Source organism: Amycolatopsis sp. NPDC034160 (assembly GCF_055575355.1).
In genome coordinates, this window is sequence record NZ_JBVISU010000004.1 from 272,253 (window position 1) to 290,834 (window position 18,582).

Here is an 18,582-nt window from a genome sequence, read left to right on the forward strand (position 1 = left end):
GACTGGACGGCGCGACGGAGCGATGCATGCGCACTGGAGATCAAATCGTCCAGGATCTGCCCTGGCGTTGGAGCGTGCAGGGAAAGATCTTCCTCATCGGCGGACTGGGCTACATGTTCGACGCCTGGGACGTCGCGTTGAACGGGTTCCTCACTCCGCTGGTGGGGGCGGAGTTCGCGCTGTCCTCGGGGCAGAAGGGCTTGGTGGCGACGGCGAACCTGATCGGCATGGCCGTGGGCGCCGTCATCTGGGGCACGGTGGCCGACCGCATCGGCCGGAAGAAGGCGTTCAGCGTCACGCTGCTGCTGTTCGCGTTGTTCTCCGTCCTCGGCGCGCTCTCGCCGAATGTGGAGACGTTCCTGCTCCTGCGCTTCCTCGCGGGAATCGGGCTCGGGGGATGCATTCCCGTCGACTACGCCATCGTCAGCGAGTTCTCTCCGCGCCGCCATCGCGGACGGGTGCTTTCGGCGATGGACGGCTGGTGGCCCGTCGGGACCACACTGGCCGCCGTGACCGCGACCCTGCTGGTCCCGATTTCCGGGAACTGGCGATGGATGCTGGTCCTGATGATCCTGCCCGCCCTGCTGCTGTTCTGGGTCCGGCGCGGTGTCCCGGAGTCGCCGCTGTACCTGGTCCGCAAGGGACGTGAAGCGGAAGCGCGCGCCGTCATCGACGATCTCGTCCGCCGCACCGGGGCGGCACCCGAGCCGTACTCGGTTCCGCCCGCGGTCGCCGAGGACACCCGCGGTGGCGCGATCGCGGCGGCGTTCGACCAGCTGCGCCGGGTGTGGGCGTTCAGCCCCCGGATCACGGCGGTCGCGTGGTCGCTGTTCATCAGCGTCATGCTGGTCTACTACGCCGCGCTCAGCTGGATGCCGTCGATCCTGCGGGCACAGGGCTTCGGGCAGATCGCCGCCTTCGCCTCGACCGCGCTGATGAACGCGACCGGCATCGTCGGGGTCGCGGTGGCCGTGCTCCTGGTCGACCGGATCGGCCGCAAGCGGGTCATCGTGATCGCCGGACCGCTCGCGGCGCTGTCGCTCGTCGTGTTCTCCCTGCTGCTGGGCTCACCCGTCGGAGCGGTCGTGGCGATCGGCGCGTTCGGCATGTTCGCGCTCGTGGTCATCCCGGTGATGTACGCCTACGTCTCCGAGCTCTACCCGACCGAGCTGCGCGCGTCCGGCTTCGGCTGGGCGTCGTCGTCGAGCCGGGCCGTCACGGGCTTCGCGCCGCTGCTGTTCGGCAGCGTCCTGTGGCCGGTGCTCGGGCTACCCCTCACCTTCACCGTGCTCGGGGTCCTCGTGGTCGCCGCGGTCGTGTTCATGATGGTGGGCGCGCCGGAGACCCGTGGCCGCGAACTCGACCGGATCGTCGTCCCCGCCGAGACGGCGGCCAGGACGATCGCGTGAAGCCCGCCGCGTTCCGCTACCACCGGGCACACGACGTCTCCGACGCGATCGGTCTGCTCGAAGAGCTCGCCGCGGCGGGCGAGGAGCCGAAGGTGATCGCCGGCGGGCAGAGCCTGATGCCGATGATGAACTTCCGGCTCGCCCGGCCGACCGCTCTGGTGGACCTGGGACCGCTCCGCCGGAATCCGGCGCTGAACTCCTTGCGGCACACGGATTCGGGGCTCACGATCGGCGCGCTGGTCACCCACCGGACGGTGGAGACCTCCACGTCCGAACTGGGACCGGACTTCGCTGTGCTCTCCCGCGCCATGCGGTGGGTGGGGCACCTGCCGATCCGCTCCCGCGGCACGGTGGCGGGCAGCATCGTGCACGGCGACGCCACCGCCGAATGGTGCCTGCTCGCGTTGCTGCTCGACGCCGTGATCGTCGCCGAAGGTCCTGGCGGACGCCGGGAAATCCCGGCGGAGGAGATGTTCCTCGGCTTCTACACCACGGCGATCGGACCGGACGAGGTCGTGACGGCCGTGCGCTTCACCCGTCCATCACCCCGGGCCGCGCTGACCGAGTTCGCCCGGCGCCACGGCGACTTCGCGATCGTCGACGCCGCCGTCAGCCTGGACGTCGCGTCCGGCGGCGCTCAGAAGCCGCTGACCGGGGGCAGGGTGGTGCTCGGCGGGGTGGCGCCGTCACCGGTCCGGGTGCCCGAGGCCGAGGCGCTGCTCACCGGAGGTGTTCCCGGGCTGGAGCTGTTCGCCGCGTGCGGGGAGGCCGCGGCGGCGGCCATCGACCCGCCCGATGACGCCGCCGCGAGCGGTGTCTACCGGCGACGGCTGACCCGGACGCTCGTCACCAAGGCCTTGGCACAGGCGTGGGAGGAAGGAGAGACACGATGACTCCACGGTTCGACGGGCGGAACGGCCGCTGGGTCGGGGCTTCGGTGCCCCGGCGCGAAGATCCGCGTCTGCTCCGCGGCCGAGGGCGGTTCGTCGACGACATCCGGCTGACCGGGATGCTGCACGCGGCCTTCGTCCGGTCGACGGTCGCGCACGGCAGGCTCACCGGAATCGATCTGTCGGCCACCTTGGCGGTCGAAGGGGTCGTCGCCGCCTACACGGCGGCTGACCTGGATCTCGGCGACATCGTCGCCCTGCTCGACCGTCCGCCAGAGGAGTTCTCGCCGACGGCGATGCCGATCCTCGCCAGGCAGAAGGTGCGGTTCGCCGGCGAACCGGTCGCGCTGGTCGTCGCCCGCGACCCGTACAGCGCGGAGGACGGCGTCGAGGCCGCCATCGTCACCTACGAACCGCTCGGGGCGATCGTCTCGGAGGAGACGGCGTTCGCCGACGGGGCACCGCTCGTGCACGAGGAGGCGCCGGGCAATGTGCTGCTCGACGTCTCGATGTTCGACACGCCCGGTGTCGACGCGGCGTTCGAGGCGGCCCGCGCGGACGGTGGCTGCGTCGTCGAAGTCGTCACCAAGAGCGGACGGCAGAACGCGCTCCCGCTCGAAACGCGCGGAGTGGTCGCGTCCTGGGACGAGCACGACGACCAGTTGCTGGTCCAGATGTGCACGCAGGTACCGCATCAAGTCCGCACCGCCATGGCCCGTTCCCTGCGCGTTCCCGAACGGACCGTGCGGGTCACCGTCCCGGACATGGGCGGCGGGTTCGGCCAGAAATGCGTGGTCGGCCGCGAGGAGATCGCGGTCGCGGCGGTGGTGCGGCGGCTGAACCGCCCGGTGAAGTGGATCGAAGACCGCCGGGAGGCGCTCACCGCCGGGTTCCTGGCGCGGGAGCAGCGCTACCGCACCCGGGCGGCGTTCGATTCCGGCGGCCGGATCACCGCGCTGGACGTCGACGTCGTCTGCGACATGGGCGCCTACTCCTGCTACCCGTTCACGGCGGGGATCGAGCCGCTGATGGCGTCGGCCGAGATGCCGAGCGTGTACCAGGTGCCCGAGTACCGCGTCCGCGGTCGCGCCATCGCCAGCAACAAGGCCCCGACCGCGCCCTACCGCGGGGTGAGCCGTCCGCAGTACGTGATGGCCATCGAACGGGTCATGGAACGCGCCGCCAGGGAACTCGGCCTCGATCCGGTCGAGATCCGGCGCCGCAACGTGATCACCCAATTCCCGTACACCGGCGTCAACGCCGTCACCTACGACCCCGGCACGTACCGGGAGTCGCTCGACCTGGCCGAGGCCACGTTGCGCGACGAAGGCTGGTACGAGATCCGGGACCAAGCCGCCGCCGAAGGCAGGCATGTCGGCATCGGCTACTGCTGTTTCTCGGAGCGGACCGGATACGGGTCCGGTGCCTTCGCCAAACGGAAGATGGCCGTGGTGCCCGGCTTCGACATCTCCGAGATCCGGATGGACACCACCGGAGCCGTCGTGGTCACCAGCGGCACGATGAACCACGGACAGTCGCATGAGACGACGCTGGCGCAGATCGTGGCCGACCGGCTGGGGCTGCACATCGACAAGATCAAGCTGCGCCAAGGTGACACGGAGCGCATCGCGTACGGCTGGGGAACCTTCGCTTCGCGATCGGTGACGATCGGTGGTTCCGCGGTGTCCCTCGCCGCAGGCAAGCTCGGTGAACTGCTGTGCCGGATCGCCGCGCATCTGCTCGAGACGAGTCCGGACAACGTCCGTCTCGACGGCGACGGTGGCGTGGTCCAGATCGACGACCCGGCCCGTCGCGCGTCGTTCGAGGAGATCGCCGACGTGGCCTACCTGCGCAGCCATCTGCTGCCCAAGGACGTCGAACCGACGCTTTCGGCCACGGCGAGTTTCGACGTGCCCGGCGACGGCACCTTTTCCAACGCCACGCACGCCGTGGTCGTCGAGGCCGATCCGGGTACCGGTGGGATCAAGATCCTGCGCTACGCGTGTGTGGAGGACTGCGGGGTGGTGATTCATCCGCAGGTGGTCGACGGGCAGTGCCGCGGCGGGATCGCGCAGGGCATCGCCGGCGCGTTGTTCGAGGAGATCACCTATGCCGGGAACGGCGAACCGTCGGCCGCCAGCTTCATCGACTACCTCGTGCCGACCGCCACGGAGATCCCCGACATCACCGTCTCCCACCTCGAAACCCCTTGCGCGTTCACCGAAAACGGCGCGAAGGGCGCGGGGGAGGGCGGCACCATCGGCGCACCGGCCGCCGTGCTGAACGCGATCAACGACGCGCTGCGGCACACGGGAGTCGAACTCGACACGACGCCGGTCCATCCGCAGACCGTGCTCGCCGCGCTGGACGCGGTGAGCACGGGGCGCGAGGAAGCGAGCACCCTGTCATGAGCGATCGGCATTTGATCGTCCTGAACGTCAACGGCGACGAGCACGAAGCCCTCGTCGAACCGCGCAAGACCCTGCTCGACGTCCTGCGGCACGACCTCGGACTCACCGGCACCCACACCGGATGCGAGCACGGCGTGTGCGGCGCCTGCACGGTCCTCGTCGATGGTGAACCGGTCCGCGCCTGCCTGATGTTCGCCGTCCAGGCGGAAACGGCCGAAATCCGCACGGTCGAGTCGCTGGGGCATGACGGCGAACTTTCCGATCTACAGCAGGCCTTCAGCGACCACCACGGCCTGCAGTGCGGCTTCTGCACACCCGGATTCCTGATGCTGGCGCAGGGTTTCCTAGCCCAGCGACCGGACGCCGATCGCGAGGAGATCCGCGAGGCCATCTCGGCGAACCTGTGCCGCTGCACCGGTTACCAGACCATCGTGGACGCCGTCGAGGCGACCGCGGCCCGCCGATGCGGTGCAGGCAGCTGTCCCGTCCCGGAAAAGGAGACGACACCGTGATACTGGAAAACGAGCTGTCCGTCCCGGCCGACCCCGGCGCGGTCTTCGCCCTGATCAACGACGTCGAACGGGTGGCCGCCTGCCTGCCGGGCGCGACCCTCGACGGACAGCGTGACGACGCCTACCTCGGCCGGGTGAAGGTGAAGGTCGGCCCGATCACCGCCGCCTACTCCGGCACCGTGCGGTTCACCGAAGTCGTGACCGGCGAACGCCGGCTGCGGTTACTGGCCAGGGGAGCCGACACGCACGGCAACGGCGACGCCGAAGCCGACGTGACGCTTACCGTGCGCGAAGCCCCCGGCGGCGCCACGATCGCGCTCCACACCGACCTGTCGATCCGCGGCAAGCTCGCCCAGTTCGGCAAGGGCGCGATCGGCGCGGTCTCCACCCGGTTGCTCGACCAGTTCGCCCGCAACCTCGCCGACCGGCTGCAGGCACCGTCGGGGGAGCCGGTCCCGGCTGCCCGCCCCGTCCCCGTCAGGTCGGATCCGACGGGCGGCGAGGCTCTCGACGGGCTCGCGATGCTGCTTCCCCCGGGCGTCAAGCGCTACGCCCCGATCGCGGCCGCCGCGGCGCTCGGGCTGTGCCAAGGCTGGCTGCTGGGCCGGATCCGCACCCAGGACAAACTGATCAAGGAGTTGCAGCGTGCCCGTCGATGAGCAGCGCGCCCCCGGTCTGCACGGCGCCGGGACCGACAGCGTCTACGACCGGGCAGGCTTCGGTGCCACTGTGCCCCGTGGATCCCGTCCGGCACTGGTGGTCGTCGACCTGACCCGGGGGTTCACCGAAGCCGGTTTTCCGTCCGGCGCGGACCTCACCGCCGAGGTGACCGCCGCGGCCGCCCTCGTCGCCGAGGCCCGGCGGCACGGTGTCCCGGTGATCTACACGGCGATCAGCTATACGCCGGCCGAGTCGGCTGGCGACGCCGTCGCCTGGCTCCGGAAAGCACCGGGAATGCGTGCCCTGCGGGAAGGAAGCGACGCCGTCGCACTCGATCCCCGGCTCGAACGCCGTGACGGCGACCATCTCATCCTGAAGAAGGGCGCGTCGGCGTTCCACGGAACCGCGTTGGCCGCCCTCCTCACCGGTCTCGGCGCGGACACCGTTCTCGTCTGTGGCGCAACGACTTCGGGCTGCGTGCGGGCGACCGCCGTCGACGCCGTCCAGTCCGGTTTCGTCACGCTCGTCGTCCGAGAAGCCTGTGGTGACCGTGCGCGGGGTCCGCACGATGCCGCGCTGTTCGACCTGCAGGCCAAGTACGCCGACGTCGTCGCCATCGAGGACGCCCTCGCCTACCTGAGCAGTCCCGTCGAATCACCGGCCGCCCGCACGCTCGGGCAGCCCGCGCTGGCCGATCTCGGTACCGTCCCCGCGACCAGCCGCTGGGCGCGCTCGGACGAGATCCGGTTGCATGTGCTGGACTACGGGCCCGCCGACGGGGTCCCGCTGCTCGTGCTGCCCGGGATCACCAGCCCCGCCGTCACGATGGACTTCGTCGCGCGGGAACTCACCGACCTCGTGCGCCCGGTCGTGCTGGACATCCGCGGCCGCGGGCTGTCCGACGACGCGCCGGGCTACGACTTGGCGAGCTACGCCGAGGACGTCGAAGCCGTCGTCACCGGACTCGGCCTGCATCGCCCGATCCTGCTCGGCCACTCCATGGGCGCGCGGATCGCCGCCAGGGTCGCGGCGACCGGCCGCTGTCCGCTGCGTGGCACGGTTCTCGTCGACCCGCCGCTGAGCGGCCCTGGCCGGGGCCCGTATCCGACCACCCTCGAAGCGTTCCTCGGGCAGCTCGACCAGGCCCGCCGGGGCACCGACGCCGACGAGGTGGCGCGCTCCTGGCCACGCTGGCCCCGTCGGGAACAGGAGTTGCGCGCCCGCTGGCTGTCTTCGTGCTCCCGCACCGCGATCACCGCCACCCACGCCGGTTTCGAAGCCGAGGATTTCTTCGCCGACTGGCCCCGGGTGCCCGCTCCGTCGGTCTTCGTCCACGGCGGCGACAGCCCGGTCGTCACCGCCTCCGGCGCGGCCGAAGCGGCCGAGGCCAACCCCCTCGCCGAGTTCGTCGAGGTGCCGAAAGCCGGGCACATGGTCTTCTGGGACCAACCCCAGGCAGCCTTGGGCGCTCTCCGTGACGTGCTGCGGCAAGCGAGTCGTGAGTGGTAATGACGGTTCTAACCGTCATTACCACTCACGAGACCACCCACGCCCAGCCGGGCTGGCCGAGGGGGCGATCCGCGGATCGGCGAACGCGATCTGGTGTGCCGGTGTTCGTCCGCAACCGCGTGGGCCGGCCGACGCTGAGTGTGGGCCTCAGCGTGCTGGTGAACGACGGTCTCACCGATCACTACTTGGTTTCGGCTGGTGTTGAGGGAAACCGAGGCGGCGGCCAGCCTCCCGGAGTTCGTCGCGCGCCCGGGGATGGGCGACGTGCTCGATGATCTGCTCGGCCTGTGCACCGGCGTCGTGGCCCCAGATGGTGGCGGTGCCCTGCTCGCTGACGAAGTAGCTGTGCTGGAACGAGGTGACCGGGCCCGCCAATCGAGGGACCACGGTGGACACATCGGCCTTGGGGTGCCAGGACGGGAGGGCGATGATGGCCCGGCCGCCGGGGGAGTGCAGTGCCCCGACCACGAAGTCGGTCTGCCCGCCGAACCCGGAATAGATGACGTCGTGCACGCGGCTGGCGTTCGCTTGCGCGTACAGGTCGATCTGCAGGGCGCTGTTGATCGAGACCAGCCGGGGCTGCCGGGCGATCAGTCCGGGGTCGTTGGTCTTCTCGGTGCGCAGGAGCCGGACGCGGGGATTGCGGTCCACCCAGTCGTAGAGTTCCGCGCCGCCGAACACGAACGACGCGGTCACCGGCGCGTCCGGGTCGAGTGCGCCCGCCCGTTCCAGCCCCAGCACGCCGTCGCTGAACATCTCCGACCACACGGCGAGACCCCGGCGCGTCGTCAGCGCCGCGAGCACAGCGTCCGGGACAGCGCCGATGCCGAGCTGCAGGGTCGCGTCGGCCGGGACGAGTTCGGCGACGCGGTCACCGATCGCGTGCGAGACGTCGCTGATCGGGCGCGGCACGGGCGAGGGCAGGGCCTCGTCGACCTCGATCGCGTAGTCCACCTCGTCACAGGCGAGCACGCCGTCGCCGTAGGTGTAGGGCATCCGCGGGTTGAGCTGGGCGATCACGAGACCGCCGCGGGCACGCACCGCCTCGATCGCTGCGGGCAGGATGTTCACTTCCGTGCCCAGGGACACGCATCCGTCCACCGGCGTGGAGGTGTGGATCACCACGATGTCGGGTGGCAAGGCCTGCTGGAGCAGACGGGGCACCAGTGACAGGCGGGAGGGGAAGTACCGCAGCATCGGCTTCCCGCGCATCCCGGGCCCGACGAAAGGCGTTTCCAGCGTCACCCCGGCACGGTCGGGGAGACCGGCCTGGGCGTTGAGCGCGAACAGCCGGTACTCGGCCACGGCCTCGTCCAGTAGCTCCAGGGCGCGATACGGGGTGGCGAAATTGCCGCTGACCACGACCCTCGGACAGGTGACGGCGGCGGACAGGACGGCGGACAGCCGCGACTCGGACAAGATGCGCATGGACCCTGGATACCGGACCGGGCCGACCGGCCCATCGCCCGGGTCTCGCTTGCCGGGACTCACACCGGGACGAGCAGTATCCACAAAGGACCATCGGCGAGCGGAAGCGGCTGCCCGGCCGCCGTGCGGAACCGGGTCGGCGACTGCTGATCGGGCCGCTCCCAGGTCGCGGGGTACCGCTGCCCTTCCCGCCACACCGTGGCCTCGCCGGTCCCGGTCGTTTGCGCGACCGGTGAATTCGGCACGGTTCCGCTCTCACCGCGTTCACCGATCCGGACCGGCACCCGCTGTTCCACGACGGTCGCGGCCTCGACCCGCCCGGTGCCGCCGGAGGTCAGCGGTTTGCCGTCGAGGACGATCAACCACCGATTTCGTTCGGGAGACCAGGTGAAGTCGAACGCCGCGGCGGGAAACCGGATCGACGCCGTCGAGGTGGCCACTCCCGGACCTGGTGCCGGGCCGGATTCCGGCAGCGATCCTGCGGTCACGGGCTCGCTACCGGGCAGTTTTTCCGGGTGGAGGAACAGATTGTGCGGGTTGGGGCGGGTTTCGTCGCGGGAGTAGGCGTTCGGGACTTCCGACGGCGAGGCGTTCACCAGCAACGACGTATGCAAGGCGGGCAGCAGCTCCGGGGCCGCTCCGGAATAGGCCAGGGTGGTCTTGCCGTACTGCGTCAGCAGTCCGAGGTCGGTCGCCCGTGCACTCCGGACCGGCCCGATGACCGACGGCGGCCGGTGCCAGTACAGCGCGAGCAGCCGCGTCAGGCCACCCTCGACCGGTTCGACGTAGACCAGGTCCGCTTCGGCCAACCCGGTCTGCGGGCGGGCCGCGAGCACGTTGTCGATTTTGACCGCGAGCACCGAGCGGTGCTCCGGCGCGGCGGATTCACTCGCTCCGGGGGCAGCGCCGGTACTGGTGTCCTTCGCGGTTCCCCTGATGACCAGTACCACCGCGACGGCGACCACCAGTACACCGATCACCGAGGCCACCCACCAAGAGCGTTTCATCGGTGCACCCTTCCGGCCATGGCCGCGGGGAGCGGCTCCCGGCGAAAGTGTCCCTCGCCCATCCTGGGGAGGCCAGCCGAAGATCGGCCAGGCGGACCGGGCTGACGCGGATGTCGGGTTGCCGGCGTGGGCGGCCGGTCCGCACTCGCACGGGAACCGACGTGGACCCGGCTTCCCGCGGTGGCGCCGGTGGTGAATGCTCCCGGTCGTAGGCGGCGCGGCGGCGAGGGTCGCGCGGCAGGCGGTAAGCGGCCAGGACTTCGGCCAGGCGTGCCGGATCGGCGGGTTCGAGCCGGGTGTCGGGATGAAGCGCGCGTACCAGCGCCCGGAACGCCGCGGTGAGCTGGCCGTCCTCGGCCGTGCGGGTGACGCCGAGGATTCGATAGGGATCGTGGCGGGGCATGGCTCAGCTCCCCTCCCCTCCCCGTCCAGGTCGTTCCACGGCTTGTCCAGGCCCCGGAGAACGGGGGTCTCCGGGGCCTTACGGGCGAGTGATCAGGCGTTGATCCGCTTGGTGTCGTTGTCCGCGCTGATGGCGATCTTGCGCGGCTTGGCACGCTCGGCGACCGGGATCCGCAACGAGAGCACACCGGCCTCGTAGCTGGCCTGGATGTTGTCCGCGTCCAGGGTCTCGCCCAGGAACAACTGGCGGCTGAACGCCCCGCGGGGCCGCTCGGCGACCTGGTACTCGGCGGAGTCGTCGCCGGGGCCGGGCCGTTCGGCCTTCACGGTCAGCACGTTCCGCGAGACGTCCAGGTCGATCGAGTCCGGGCGCACACCGGGCAGGTCGAAGGCGACCACGTACTCGTCACCGGTGCGGTAGGCGTCCATCGGCATCGCCGCCGGACGGGTCAGTGTCCCGTTGGCGCCGAAGAACTGCTGGGTCAGCCGGTCGAGCTCGCGGAACGGGTCGGTACGCATCAACATGTCACAGTCTCCTTCCACACCGATCGTTTCGGGATCGGCGGCCGGATCCGCCGACAGTCCGGTGCCCGCCGCAGCGGTGCTGTGGCGGGCGGATCGGACTCAACTTTTCGAGGCAGGGTAAGTACAATGGCTTGTAACGGCTGGCCGTGTGACACCGCTGCCGCGTGGCGGAGGAGACCGCTCCCTGGCTCCTGTCCGGCGGGCCTTCCTCGCGAGATCACCGCGTCCGATCCACGAGGGGAGGATGGGCCTCCGGTCCGTTTCGCCGGGACGGTCACGGAAATTCGGTACATGACGCGGTGGACGACGTACGGGAACCGCGGCCCGCGTGTCGGCGCCGAAGTTGGCGGCGATGATCGCGTCGAACTCCGTGCGCACCCAAACCGGGTCGAGGCAGATCAGTTCGACGAAGCCCGACTGCCGTGTCTTCGGCAGCCGCCCAGCGGGGCGGGGAACGCTCGTGTCGTACATCTCGATCACTTCCAGGGGCGTCTTCACCAGGTTCCTGACCGATACTTTTCTTATAGCCAACGCCATAGATTGTGTCAAGGCGACGTCAGAGAAAATCTGGTCGCCGTGTACCCGATTCGAGCCGCCTACGATGAGGGACATGGATCTTCGTGAGACGTTCGGCTGGGAAGGGCGGCGCATCGCCTGGGACAAGACCGGCTCCGGGCCCGCGGTGGTGTTCTGCCACGGAACACCGTGGTCGTCGTGGCTGTGGCGCCCGTTCGCGGAAGCGTTGAGCGGCGACTTCACCGTGTACCTGTGGGACATGCCGGGCTATGGCCAGTCGTCGAAGGAGGCCGGGCATCCGGTCGATTTCGGTGTCCAGGCGGAGGCGTTCGCGGCACTGCTCGCGCACTGGGGGCTCGACCGGCCGCACGTCGTCACGCACGACTACGGCGGCGCCGTCTCGTTGCGCACCCATTTGGTGCACGAGGTGGCGTACGCGTCGCTGCTGATGGCCGACGTCGTGGCGATCCCGCCCTCGGGCTCGCCGTTCTTCCGCCTGGTCGAGCAGCACCCCGACGTCCTCGCCCAGGTCCCGCCGTACATCCACGAGGCCCTGGTCAAGGCGTACATCGGCAATGCGTCCCACCGCGGGCTGCCTGACGACGACCTCGCCCGGCTTGTCGCCCCGTGGCTCGGCGAAGAGGGACAACCGGCGTTCTATCGCCAGATCGCCGCGTACGACGAGCGATTCCTGGAGGAGAACGAGGCACTGCTGGACCGCATCGACATCCCGGTGAAGGTCCTGTGGGGCACCGAGGACACCTGGATCCCGTTGGCGACCGGCGAGCGGCTCGCCGCGGGCATTCGCGGTGCCTCGTTCACTCCTGTCGAGCGGGCGGGGCACCTGATCCACCTCGACGCCCCGGTCGTCATGGCGACGGAGCTGCGCTCCTGGCTGACGCGTATGACGTCCTGACTCCAGGTGGGCTCGTGAGTGGTAATGACGGTTAGAACCGTCATTACCACTCACGAGTCCTTGCGAAGCTCTCGGTTACCAGGTCACCGTGAAGTCAGCGGTGGCTCCGTTGCCGGTTTTGGTCAGCCGGGCGATCCGGCTCCGTCGTTCCGGTGACGGGTCCTCCTGCGGGAGAGGGCTGGCGTCGGCGATGTAGTTCCAGGACGCCCACCAGGAACCGTCGGGTGCTTGGAACGCGGTGAACGCACCCGGGCCCCGTTTGTTGCCCGGCAGGTTCTTCTTGCGGTACTTGTCCGGCAGCCCCGGCCGGAACCGCGGCTCACCCGCCGGGGCGGGCTCGTACGAGAAGTACGCCCGCTGCTCGTACATCGGCGTGCACCGGTTGTCGGTCAAGGCGGTCCCGCAGTACGCGACGCCCGTGGAGTAGCGGTTCGCGTACCAGTTGTTCCCCGAGTAGAAGAGGAACCACTCGCCGTCGATACGGACGGCGTTGGGATTCTCGATCGTGAGCACGTCTTCGGCGGGACTGTTGTGGTGTGTCCACTCGAGATTCGTGTTGTCGATCAACTTCTTCGCGTCGTCTTCCGACAGCCGCCGCACGTGCCGGGACCGGTCGAAGTCCAGTTTTGCCGCGCCCAGCGCGGTGATCCGGTTCTGGGTCCACGCGCCATTGCGCAGGGTGAGCCAGACCTCGCCCTGCCCCCGGCTCACGTCGGCGTCGATCGCCCACCCGTGTCCTGGGCAGAACAGCGGATCGGCGTTGGCGACGAACCCGCCGGTGGCACGCAGCGAAGTGGCGTAGCCGATGCAGTGCTTCGCCTGGCCGTGCGGTTCGGGCCCGGGCAACGCCGCGCTGTAGAACACGTAGTAGACGACGCGCCCGTCCTCGTGGTGCGCGAACATCGACGGTGTCCACAGTGGAGAGTCCCGCCGTGCCCAGTAACCGGCGGGGAACGTGACACCGTCCCACGCGTCACCATCGACCGCGCCGCGGCGCTGGAAGTCGCCGCCGGCGAATTCGACCTTCGTGTACGGCAGCTTCTTGCCGGGAATGCTGGCACCGACGGCGATGTAGGTGTTCGTGTCCGGCACCCGCAGCAGATCCGCCGCCGGAAACCGGAAGTCCAGGGACTCGTCTCGCGGTCCGGTCTCGGCTCCGGCTGCCGTCGCGTTCGGTAGCGCCGTCAGGAGACCGGCGCCGCACGCGGCGACGACCGCGCCGATCACCATCGAGCGCAGGAACGAGAGCCGCCTCATCGGGTCACCGTCACCCGGGCGCGGACCGGACGATGGTCGCTGCCGTAGCCGGACAGGGCGTCGACCTCGGAGCCCGCCGAATCCCTCTTCGCCCACACGTGGTCGATGGGCCGGGTTCCGTGGCTCGGGGCGCTGTACGCCTTGGCCACGCGCCGGAGACCGGTCATCAGGTCCGATCCCGGTTCGGCGTTGAAGTCACCCATGACGATCGGCTCGGCCACCCGCGAGGCGAACCAGTCGGCGGTGTTGCGCACCTGGAGGTTGTGCAGTTCGCGGTTGAGGTCGTACCGCTGCGCGGACGGCGTGAGGTGTGCGACGCCGACGACCCACTGGAATCCGGAACCGCCAACGCGTACCCAGTTGACGTACTTCGGCGGTACCCAGCAGCCGCAGTCGCCGGGTTCCGCGGGACCGGTTCCCGGGGTGGAGGGGTCCACTTTGGACGCCGGTGAGATCTCGGTGGCTCCGTGGCCGGAGATGGTCAGGTTGCCGCGTACGAGGATCGCGTTGTGCTTCACCGCCTGACGGTCTGTTTCGTAGATGGCGACATAGCCGGTCGCGGCCGCGGCGTCCTTCACCACTTCCTCGCGGTCGGCGACCTCCTGCAGTCCGAGGACCGCGGGGCGTTCGGTCTCGATGAGGTGGACGAGGTCGGCCTTGAGGCCGCCCGCGTCGCCCACGTTGTAGGTGACCACCTTGATCGTGCGATCGGTCGCGGCCGCGGCGGTGCCGGGCACCGCCGCGAGCGATATCAAAGGCACGAGAAGGGCGAGGGTGAGAGCCTTGCGTCTCGGTGCCGGGCGCGTCGTCGAGGTGCGGAACTTTTCCATGATTTTCCCTCCAGCGTTGCGATGGAAGGGAATCAGAACACCGGTAGGCGGCGCCGGACCACGGAACGAGGGCTCCCGTCATACTCCGGAAAGAATTGACTCCAGCGTTCACCGCCAGCTCGCCTTCGGTGGGGTCGCCGCCGCTCGGTCTTGCCAATTCTGCCATGTGGAAGTTAACCTCCGCAGATCGAAACTTTGGAGCCCGGCACTGCTGAGAGGCGGATCCGATGGTGAAGAGAAGGCCGAAGGCGGGTGACGCCGCCGCGGGAGGCCGTTCCGAGGACGAATGGCTCGGGGCAGGCAAGAGTTTCACCTACGGCATCCAGCACGTTCTGACGATGTACGGCGGCATCATCGCGCCGCCGCTGATCATCGGTGGCGCCGCAGGCGTCTCGCCGTCGGAGATCGGCCTGCTGGTCGCCTCCTGTCTCTTCATCGGTGGGCTGGCGACGATTCTGCAGTCGTTCGGCCTGCCCTTCTTCGGCTCCCGGCTCCCGTTGGTCCAGGGCACCTCCTTCGCCGGGGTGGCGACGATGACCGCGATCGTGGCCGACGGCGGCCTGCCCGCGGTGTTCGGCGCCGTCATCGCCTCGGCGCTGCTCGGCCTGCTCGTCACGCCGGTGTTCTCCCGGCTGGTGAAGTACTTCCCGCCGGTGGTCACCGGCACGGTCATCACGGTGATCGGGCTCAGCCTGATGCCGGTCGCCGCCCGGTGGGCGATGGGCAACGACAGCAAGGCGCAGGACTTCGGCTCGGTCTCCAACATCGGGCTGGCCGCGCTGACGCTGGTCATCGTGCTGGTGCTGAGCAAGGTCCCGATCCCGGCGGTGTCCCGGCTTTCGATCCTGCTGTCCATCGTGGTCGGCACCGTGCTCGCGGCAGCGCTGGGTGAGGCCGATTTCTCCGAGGTCGGGGAAGGCCCGATCTTCGCCGTGCCGACCCCGTTCGCCTTCGGCCCGCCGACCTTCAGCGTCGCCGCGATCGCCTCGATGTTCATCGTCATCCTGGTGACCCTCACCGAGACCACGGCCGACATCCTGGCGGTGGGGGAGATCGTCGACACGCCCGTCGGGAAACGCCGGATCGGCGACGGCCTGCGGGCCGACATGGCGTCTTCGGCGATCGCGCCGGTCTTCAACGGGTTCGCCCAGAGCGCGTTCGCCCAGAACGTCGGTCTCGTCGCGATCACCGGGATCAAGAGCAGGTTCGTGGTGACCGCCGGCGGCGTGGTCCTGCTGGTGCTGGGCATGCTCCCGGTACTGGGACGGGTGGTCGCCGCGATTCCTTACCCCGTACTGGGCGGCGCGGGTCTCGTCCTGTTCGGCACGGTCGCGGCGTCCGGCATCAAGACGCTGTCCAAAGTGGACTACAACGGGAACATGAACCTGGTCATCGTCGGGGCCTCCGTCGGCCTGGGCATGGTCCCGATCGCGGCGCCGGACTTCTACCACCACTTCCCGGCCTGGGTCGGCACCATCTTCCACTCGGGAATCAGCGCGGCCGCGCTCACCGCGGTCCTGCTGAACCTGTTCTTCAACCACTTGAAGACGGGCAAGACCGACGACAACCCGTCAGTGTTCGCGACCGCCACGCGAGTGATCGACTACTCGGACCTGAAGGCGTTCTCCCGGCTGGAAAACGGTGACAGGATCGTCGACGGCAAGATCGTCGACGCCGACGGCAATCCGGTGCCGGTGCGGGACGCGGCCGGCCGGCCGGTGCCCTACCGGATCGGCTCCGAGCCGGACGCGCACTGATCGGGTCGGTCGTGGAGCTCGCGGATGAAGCGCCCCTGCCGGCTCGAGGTCTCGTGATAGCCACGCGCCCGATAGAAGTGTTGCGCGGCGTCTCGGGTGCGTGACGTGGTGAGTTCCAGCCGCACGCAGCCCCATTCGCGGGCGAGGTCCTCCGCCGCGGTCAGCAACAGGCTCGCGACGCCGGTGCGCAACCGCTGCCGGACGACCACGAGTCCCTGCAGATGGGCGTTGCGTTTCGCGTCGGCCAGTCGCGGATTCGCCACGACAGCGGCCATGCCGACGACGTCGGCGTTGTCGTCGGCGACGATGAGAGCACCTCGCGGAAGGTCTTGCCACTGCTTCAGAATCTCGGCGACCCCCTCGCGATCCTGTGGGTGTCCTCAATCCTCGAAGAGGGGAACGAGGGCGTCTACGTCGGCTGGGGTGGCGGGCCGGATTCTTACCCCGGAAGCTTATCGAGAGGTAAGGCGAACGTGGCGTGTTGCGTGCGACGTCGGTTCGCGCCGCCGTCTGATGTCTCCAATGCGGCATTGGGGACATGAACGGCATGAGGGTGGGCGTCGGCTTCGAGGGGAATACGCAACGCAGAGGTGCCGACCACGACAACTTTGACTTATCCCTCAATAGTGTCAGCGCACCTCGAGTCGCGGCGGGTCAGAGGTTCACCACCGAGAGCCCGTCCGCCACGACGACGCCGTTGTGCAGCACCGTGCGGTCCTTGCCTCGGTCCATCACCGCGCTCGTCGGGGTTTCGCCGTCCACCAGCACCAGATCGGCGCGGTCGCCGACGGCCACGCCGGGACGGTCGGCGAGGCCGGCCAGCCGCGGGACGTCGTGGCTCATGATCGACGCGCCGCCCATCGTCGCGACGGCCAGTGCCAGTTCGATCAGGTCGTCGCGGCGGAAGTTGTGGGTGAAGGCCAGTTGCCAGGTGCGGTCGAGCAGATCGCAGTTGCCGTACGGGCTCCAGTAGTCGCGCTGGCCGTCTTCCCCAAGGCCGACGCGCACGCCGGCGGTCGTGAGGTCAGCCAGGGACAGCTGGCCGTCCACCGACGGTGCGACGGTCGCCATCGCGATGTCCAGTTCCGCGAACGTGTCGATCATGCGGCGGCTCACCGACTCAGAGACCGAGCCCAGACCGTACGCGTGGGACATCGTCACCTTGCCGCGCATGTCCAGCGCACGGACCCGCTCGATCACCAAGTCGGTGGAGAACACGCCGAGGTGCCCCGGCTCGTGCAGGTGGATGTCCACCTCCACGCCGTATTTCTCGGCGAGCCCGAACACGACGTCCAGATGTCCCTTGGGGTCCTTGTCCAGTGAGCACGGGTCGATCCCGCCGACGACCGTGGCGCCCGACCGCAGGCCGGCCTCCAGCACGTCCGCGGTGCCGGGCTCGCGCAGGATACCGGCCTGCGGGAACGCCATCACGTCGACGTCCGCGTGCGCGGCGAACCGTTCCTTCGCGGCGAGGACGGCGTCGAGCTTCTCCAGCCGGCAGTCGACGTCCACCTGCGCGTAGCTGCGCACCCGTGTGGTGCCGTTGGCGATCATCCGTTCCAGCGTCCCGGCGACGCGCTCGGGCAGCGGGACCTCGGCGTCGCGCCAGTTCTCGCGGTCGTTCAGCATCATCGCCCACACTCCCGGCGCGCCCGTATGCGGCCGGAACGGCAGGCCGATCCGCGTCGAGTCCAAGTGGACGTGCACGTCGCTGAACGACGGCAACAGCAGTCGCCCGCTGCCCTCGACCGTGTCGGGCGTGGTGGCGGCGGCCGGATCGTGCGGTCGCACCGCGGCGATCCGGTCGCCGGTCACTTCGACGTCGCTACGCTGTCCGCCCCACGGGCGGACGTCGCGGATCAACACGGAGAGCACCTTCCCGCCGGGGTCCGAACCGGCCCTTTGGTATACCAAAGAGAGCGGAAGGTGTCGCGTCCGGGTGGCTTTCGCTCCTGTTCTCCACCGGGTTCACAGCCGGGTCCAGCGCTGGTTGGCGCCGCCATGACAGGTCCAGAGCACCAGCCGCGATCCATTGGTGGTGGCGGCCTGGTTCACGTCCAAGCAGAGTCCGGAGTGGACGCTCGTGATGGATCCGTCGGCGTTCAGTGACCACTTCTGGTTGCTCTGGCCGTTGCACGACCAGGTGAGTACCCGCGTGCCGTTGGCGGTCCCCTGGTTCTCGGCGTCCAGGCACTTGTCGCCGAAGACGCGGACCTCACCACCGGACCAGATCGTCCACGCTTGGTTCGCCGCGGGGTGGCAGTCCCAGATCACCACGGCCGCGCCGGGCGAGGTCGACCCGTTGTCCACAGCCAGGCAACGGCCGGAGCCGGTGCCGCGCAGCCTGGCCGTCGTACTGGCCACCGGCGTACCGCCCTCGACCCGGTACACCGCCACGCCGTGCGCCGGGACGACGGCGGAAATCTGCCCGCCGCTGCCGGACGTGGCACCGGTCCACAGATCGTCCACGCTTGGTTCGCCGCGGGGTGGCAGTCCCAGATCACCACGGCCGCGCCGGGCGAGGTCGACCCGTTGTCCACAGCCAGGCAACGG

Annotated in this window: 17 protein-coding genes; 8 read left to right on the forward strand and 9 right to left on the reverse strand. The window is 69.4% G+C overall.

Annotated elements, in window-relative coordinates; all coding sequences use genetic code 11:
• The first annotated feature begins 26 nt into the window (after positions 1–26).
• From ACZ54P_RS12925 to ACZ54P_RS12950, 6 genes are read left to right on the forward strand one after another with little or no spacing between them, the layout of a single operon-like run.
• Positions 27–1,409 carry an MFS transporter gene (locus tag ACZ54P_RS12925; RefSeq protein WP_465461699.1) on the forward strand — a complete coding sequence of 461 codons (1,383 nt, stop codon included), beginning with the start codon at positions 27–29 and terminating at the stop codon, positions 1,407–1,409.
• A complete protein-coding gene (locus ACZ54P_RS12930) occupies positions 1,406–2,302 on the forward strand; it encodes an FAD binding domain-containing protein (RefSeq protein ID WP_465461700.1) in 897 nt (298 codons plus the stop codon). The genes ACZ54P_RS12925 and ACZ54P_RS12930 overlap by 4 nt, the downstream gene beginning before the upstream one ends.
• The gene (locus tag ACZ54P_RS12935; protein WP_465461701.1) at positions 2,299–4,710 is read left to right on the forward strand and encodes a xanthine dehydrogenase family protein molybdopterin-binding subunit; all 2,412 of its coding nucleotides are present in this window, start codon (positions 2,299–2,301) and stop codon (positions 4,708–4,710) included. The genes ACZ54P_RS12930 and ACZ54P_RS12935 overlap by 4 nt, the downstream gene beginning before the upstream one ends.
• Positions 4,707–5,222, forward strand: coding sequence for a (2Fe-2S)-binding protein (locus tag ACZ54P_RS12940; protein ID WP_465461702.1), 516 nt, complete (start codon positions 4,707–4,709; stop codon positions 5,220–5,222). The genes ACZ54P_RS12935 and ACZ54P_RS12940 overlap by 4 nt, the downstream gene beginning before the upstream one ends.
• A complete protein-coding gene (locus ACZ54P_RS12945; RefSeq protein WP_465461703.1) occupies positions 5,219–5,881 on the forward strand; it encodes an SRPBCC family protein in 663 nt (220 codons plus the stop codon). The genes ACZ54P_RS12940 and ACZ54P_RS12945 overlap by 4 nt, the downstream gene beginning before the upstream one ends.
• Complete coding sequence (locus ACZ54P_RS12950; RefSeq protein ID WP_465461704.1) at positions 5,868–7,391, forward strand: isochorismatase family protein; 1,524 nt, start codon at positions 5,868–5,870, stop codon at positions 7,389–7,391. Before ACZ54P_RS12945 ends, ACZ54P_RS12950 begins: the two co-directional genes overlap by 14 nt.
• Before the next feature lie 171 nt (positions 7,392–7,562).
• On the opposite strand, the gene ACZ54P_RS12955 is transcribed toward ACZ54P_RS12950, so the two are convergent.
• The 4 genes from ACZ54P_RS12955 to ACZ54P_RS12970 all read right to left on the reverse strand — a co-directional run bounded on the left by ACZ54P_RS12955 (position 7,563) and on the right by ACZ54P_RS12970 (position 10,753).
• Entirely contained in the window at positions 7,563–8,819 is a 1,257-nt protein-coding gene (locus tag ACZ54P_RS12955) for an acetyl-CoA hydrolase/transferase family protein (protein ID WP_465461705.1), read from the reverse strand.
• 59 nt (positions 8,820–8,878) lie between these two features.
• Positions 8,879–9,808: a DUF3048 domain-containing protein gene (locus ACZ54P_RS12960; RefSeq protein ID WP_465461795.1), complete on the reverse strand. Its 930-nt coding sequence runs from the start codon at positions 9,806–9,808 to the stop codon at positions 8,879–8,881.
• Positions 9,705–10,229: a J domain-containing protein gene (locus ACZ54P_RS12965; RefSeq protein ID WP_465461706.1), complete on the reverse strand. Its 525-nt coding sequence runs from the start codon at positions 10,227–10,229 to the stop codon at positions 9,705–9,707. Before ACZ54P_RS12965 ends, ACZ54P_RS12960 begins: the two co-directional genes overlap by 104 nt.
• A 92-nt stretch (positions 10,230–10,321) precedes the next feature.
• Positions 10,322–10,753 carry an Hsp20/alpha crystallin family protein gene (locus tag ACZ54P_RS12970; protein ID WP_465461707.1) on the reverse strand — a complete coding sequence of 144 codons (432 nt, stop codon included), beginning with the start codon at positions 10,751–10,753 and terminating at the stop codon, positions 10,322–10,324.
• A gap of 610 nt (positions 10,754–11,363) precedes the next feature.
• On the opposite strand from ACZ54P_RS12970, the gene ACZ54P_RS12975 reads away from it, so the two are divergent.
• On the forward strand, positions 11,364–12,185 hold the full coding sequence (locus tag ACZ54P_RS12975) for an alpha/beta fold hydrolase (RefSeq protein WP_465461708.1): 822 nt from the start codon (positions 11,364–11,366) through the stop codon (positions 12,183–12,185).
• Positions 12,186–12,260: 75 nt separating this feature from the next.
• On the opposite strand, the gene ACZ54P_RS12980 is transcribed toward ACZ54P_RS12975, so the two are convergent.
• Positions 12,261–13,442 (reverse strand): family 43 glycosylhydrolase, encoded by a 1,182-nt coding sequence (locus tag ACZ54P_RS12980; RefSeq protein ID WP_465461709.1) that lies wholly within the window; start codon positions 13,440–13,442, stop codon positions 12,261–12,263.
• Positions 13,439–14,272 (reverse strand): endonuclease/exonuclease/phosphatase family protein, encoded by an 834-nt coding sequence (locus ACZ54P_RS12985; RefSeq protein ID WP_465461710.1) that lies wholly within the window; start codon positions 14,270–14,272, stop codon positions 13,439–13,441. The genes ACZ54P_RS12980 and ACZ54P_RS12985 overlap by 4 nt, the downstream gene beginning before the upstream one ends.
• Positions 14,273–14,499: 227 nt before the next feature.
• On the opposite strand from ACZ54P_RS12985, the gene ACZ54P_RS12990 reads away from it, so the two are divergent.
• Positions 14,500–16,029 (forward strand): nucleobase:cation symporter-2 family protein, encoded by a 1,530-nt coding sequence (locus ACZ54P_RS12990; RefSeq protein WP_465461711.1) that lies wholly within the window; start codon positions 14,500–14,502, stop codon positions 16,027–16,029.
• Here ACZ54P_RS12990 and ACZ54P_RS12995 read toward each other — a convergent pair.
• From ACZ54P_RS12995 to ACZ54P_RS13005, 3 genes are all read right to left on the reverse strand, one after another.
• Positions 15,996–16,376 carry a GNAT family N-acetyltransferase gene (locus ACZ54P_RS12995; RefSeq protein WP_465461796.1) on the reverse strand — a complete coding sequence of 127 codons (381 nt, stop codon included), beginning with the start codon at positions 16,374–16,376 and terminating at the stop codon, positions 15,996–15,998. The two genes, ACZ54P_RS12990 and ACZ54P_RS12995, sit on opposite strands and share 34 nt — an antisense overlap.
• A gap of 307 nt (positions 16,377–16,683) precedes the next feature.
• Positions 16,684–17,895, reverse strand: coding sequence for an amidohydrolase family protein (locus ACZ54P_RS13000; RefSeq protein ID WP_465461712.1), 1,212 nt, complete (start codon positions 17,893–17,895; stop codon positions 16,684–16,686).
• 102 nt (positions 17,896–17,997) lie between these two features.
• The coding region (locus ACZ54P_RS13005) for a lectin (RefSeq protein ID WP_465461713.1) at positions 17,998–18,582 on the reverse strand (585 nt) is incomplete at its 5' end.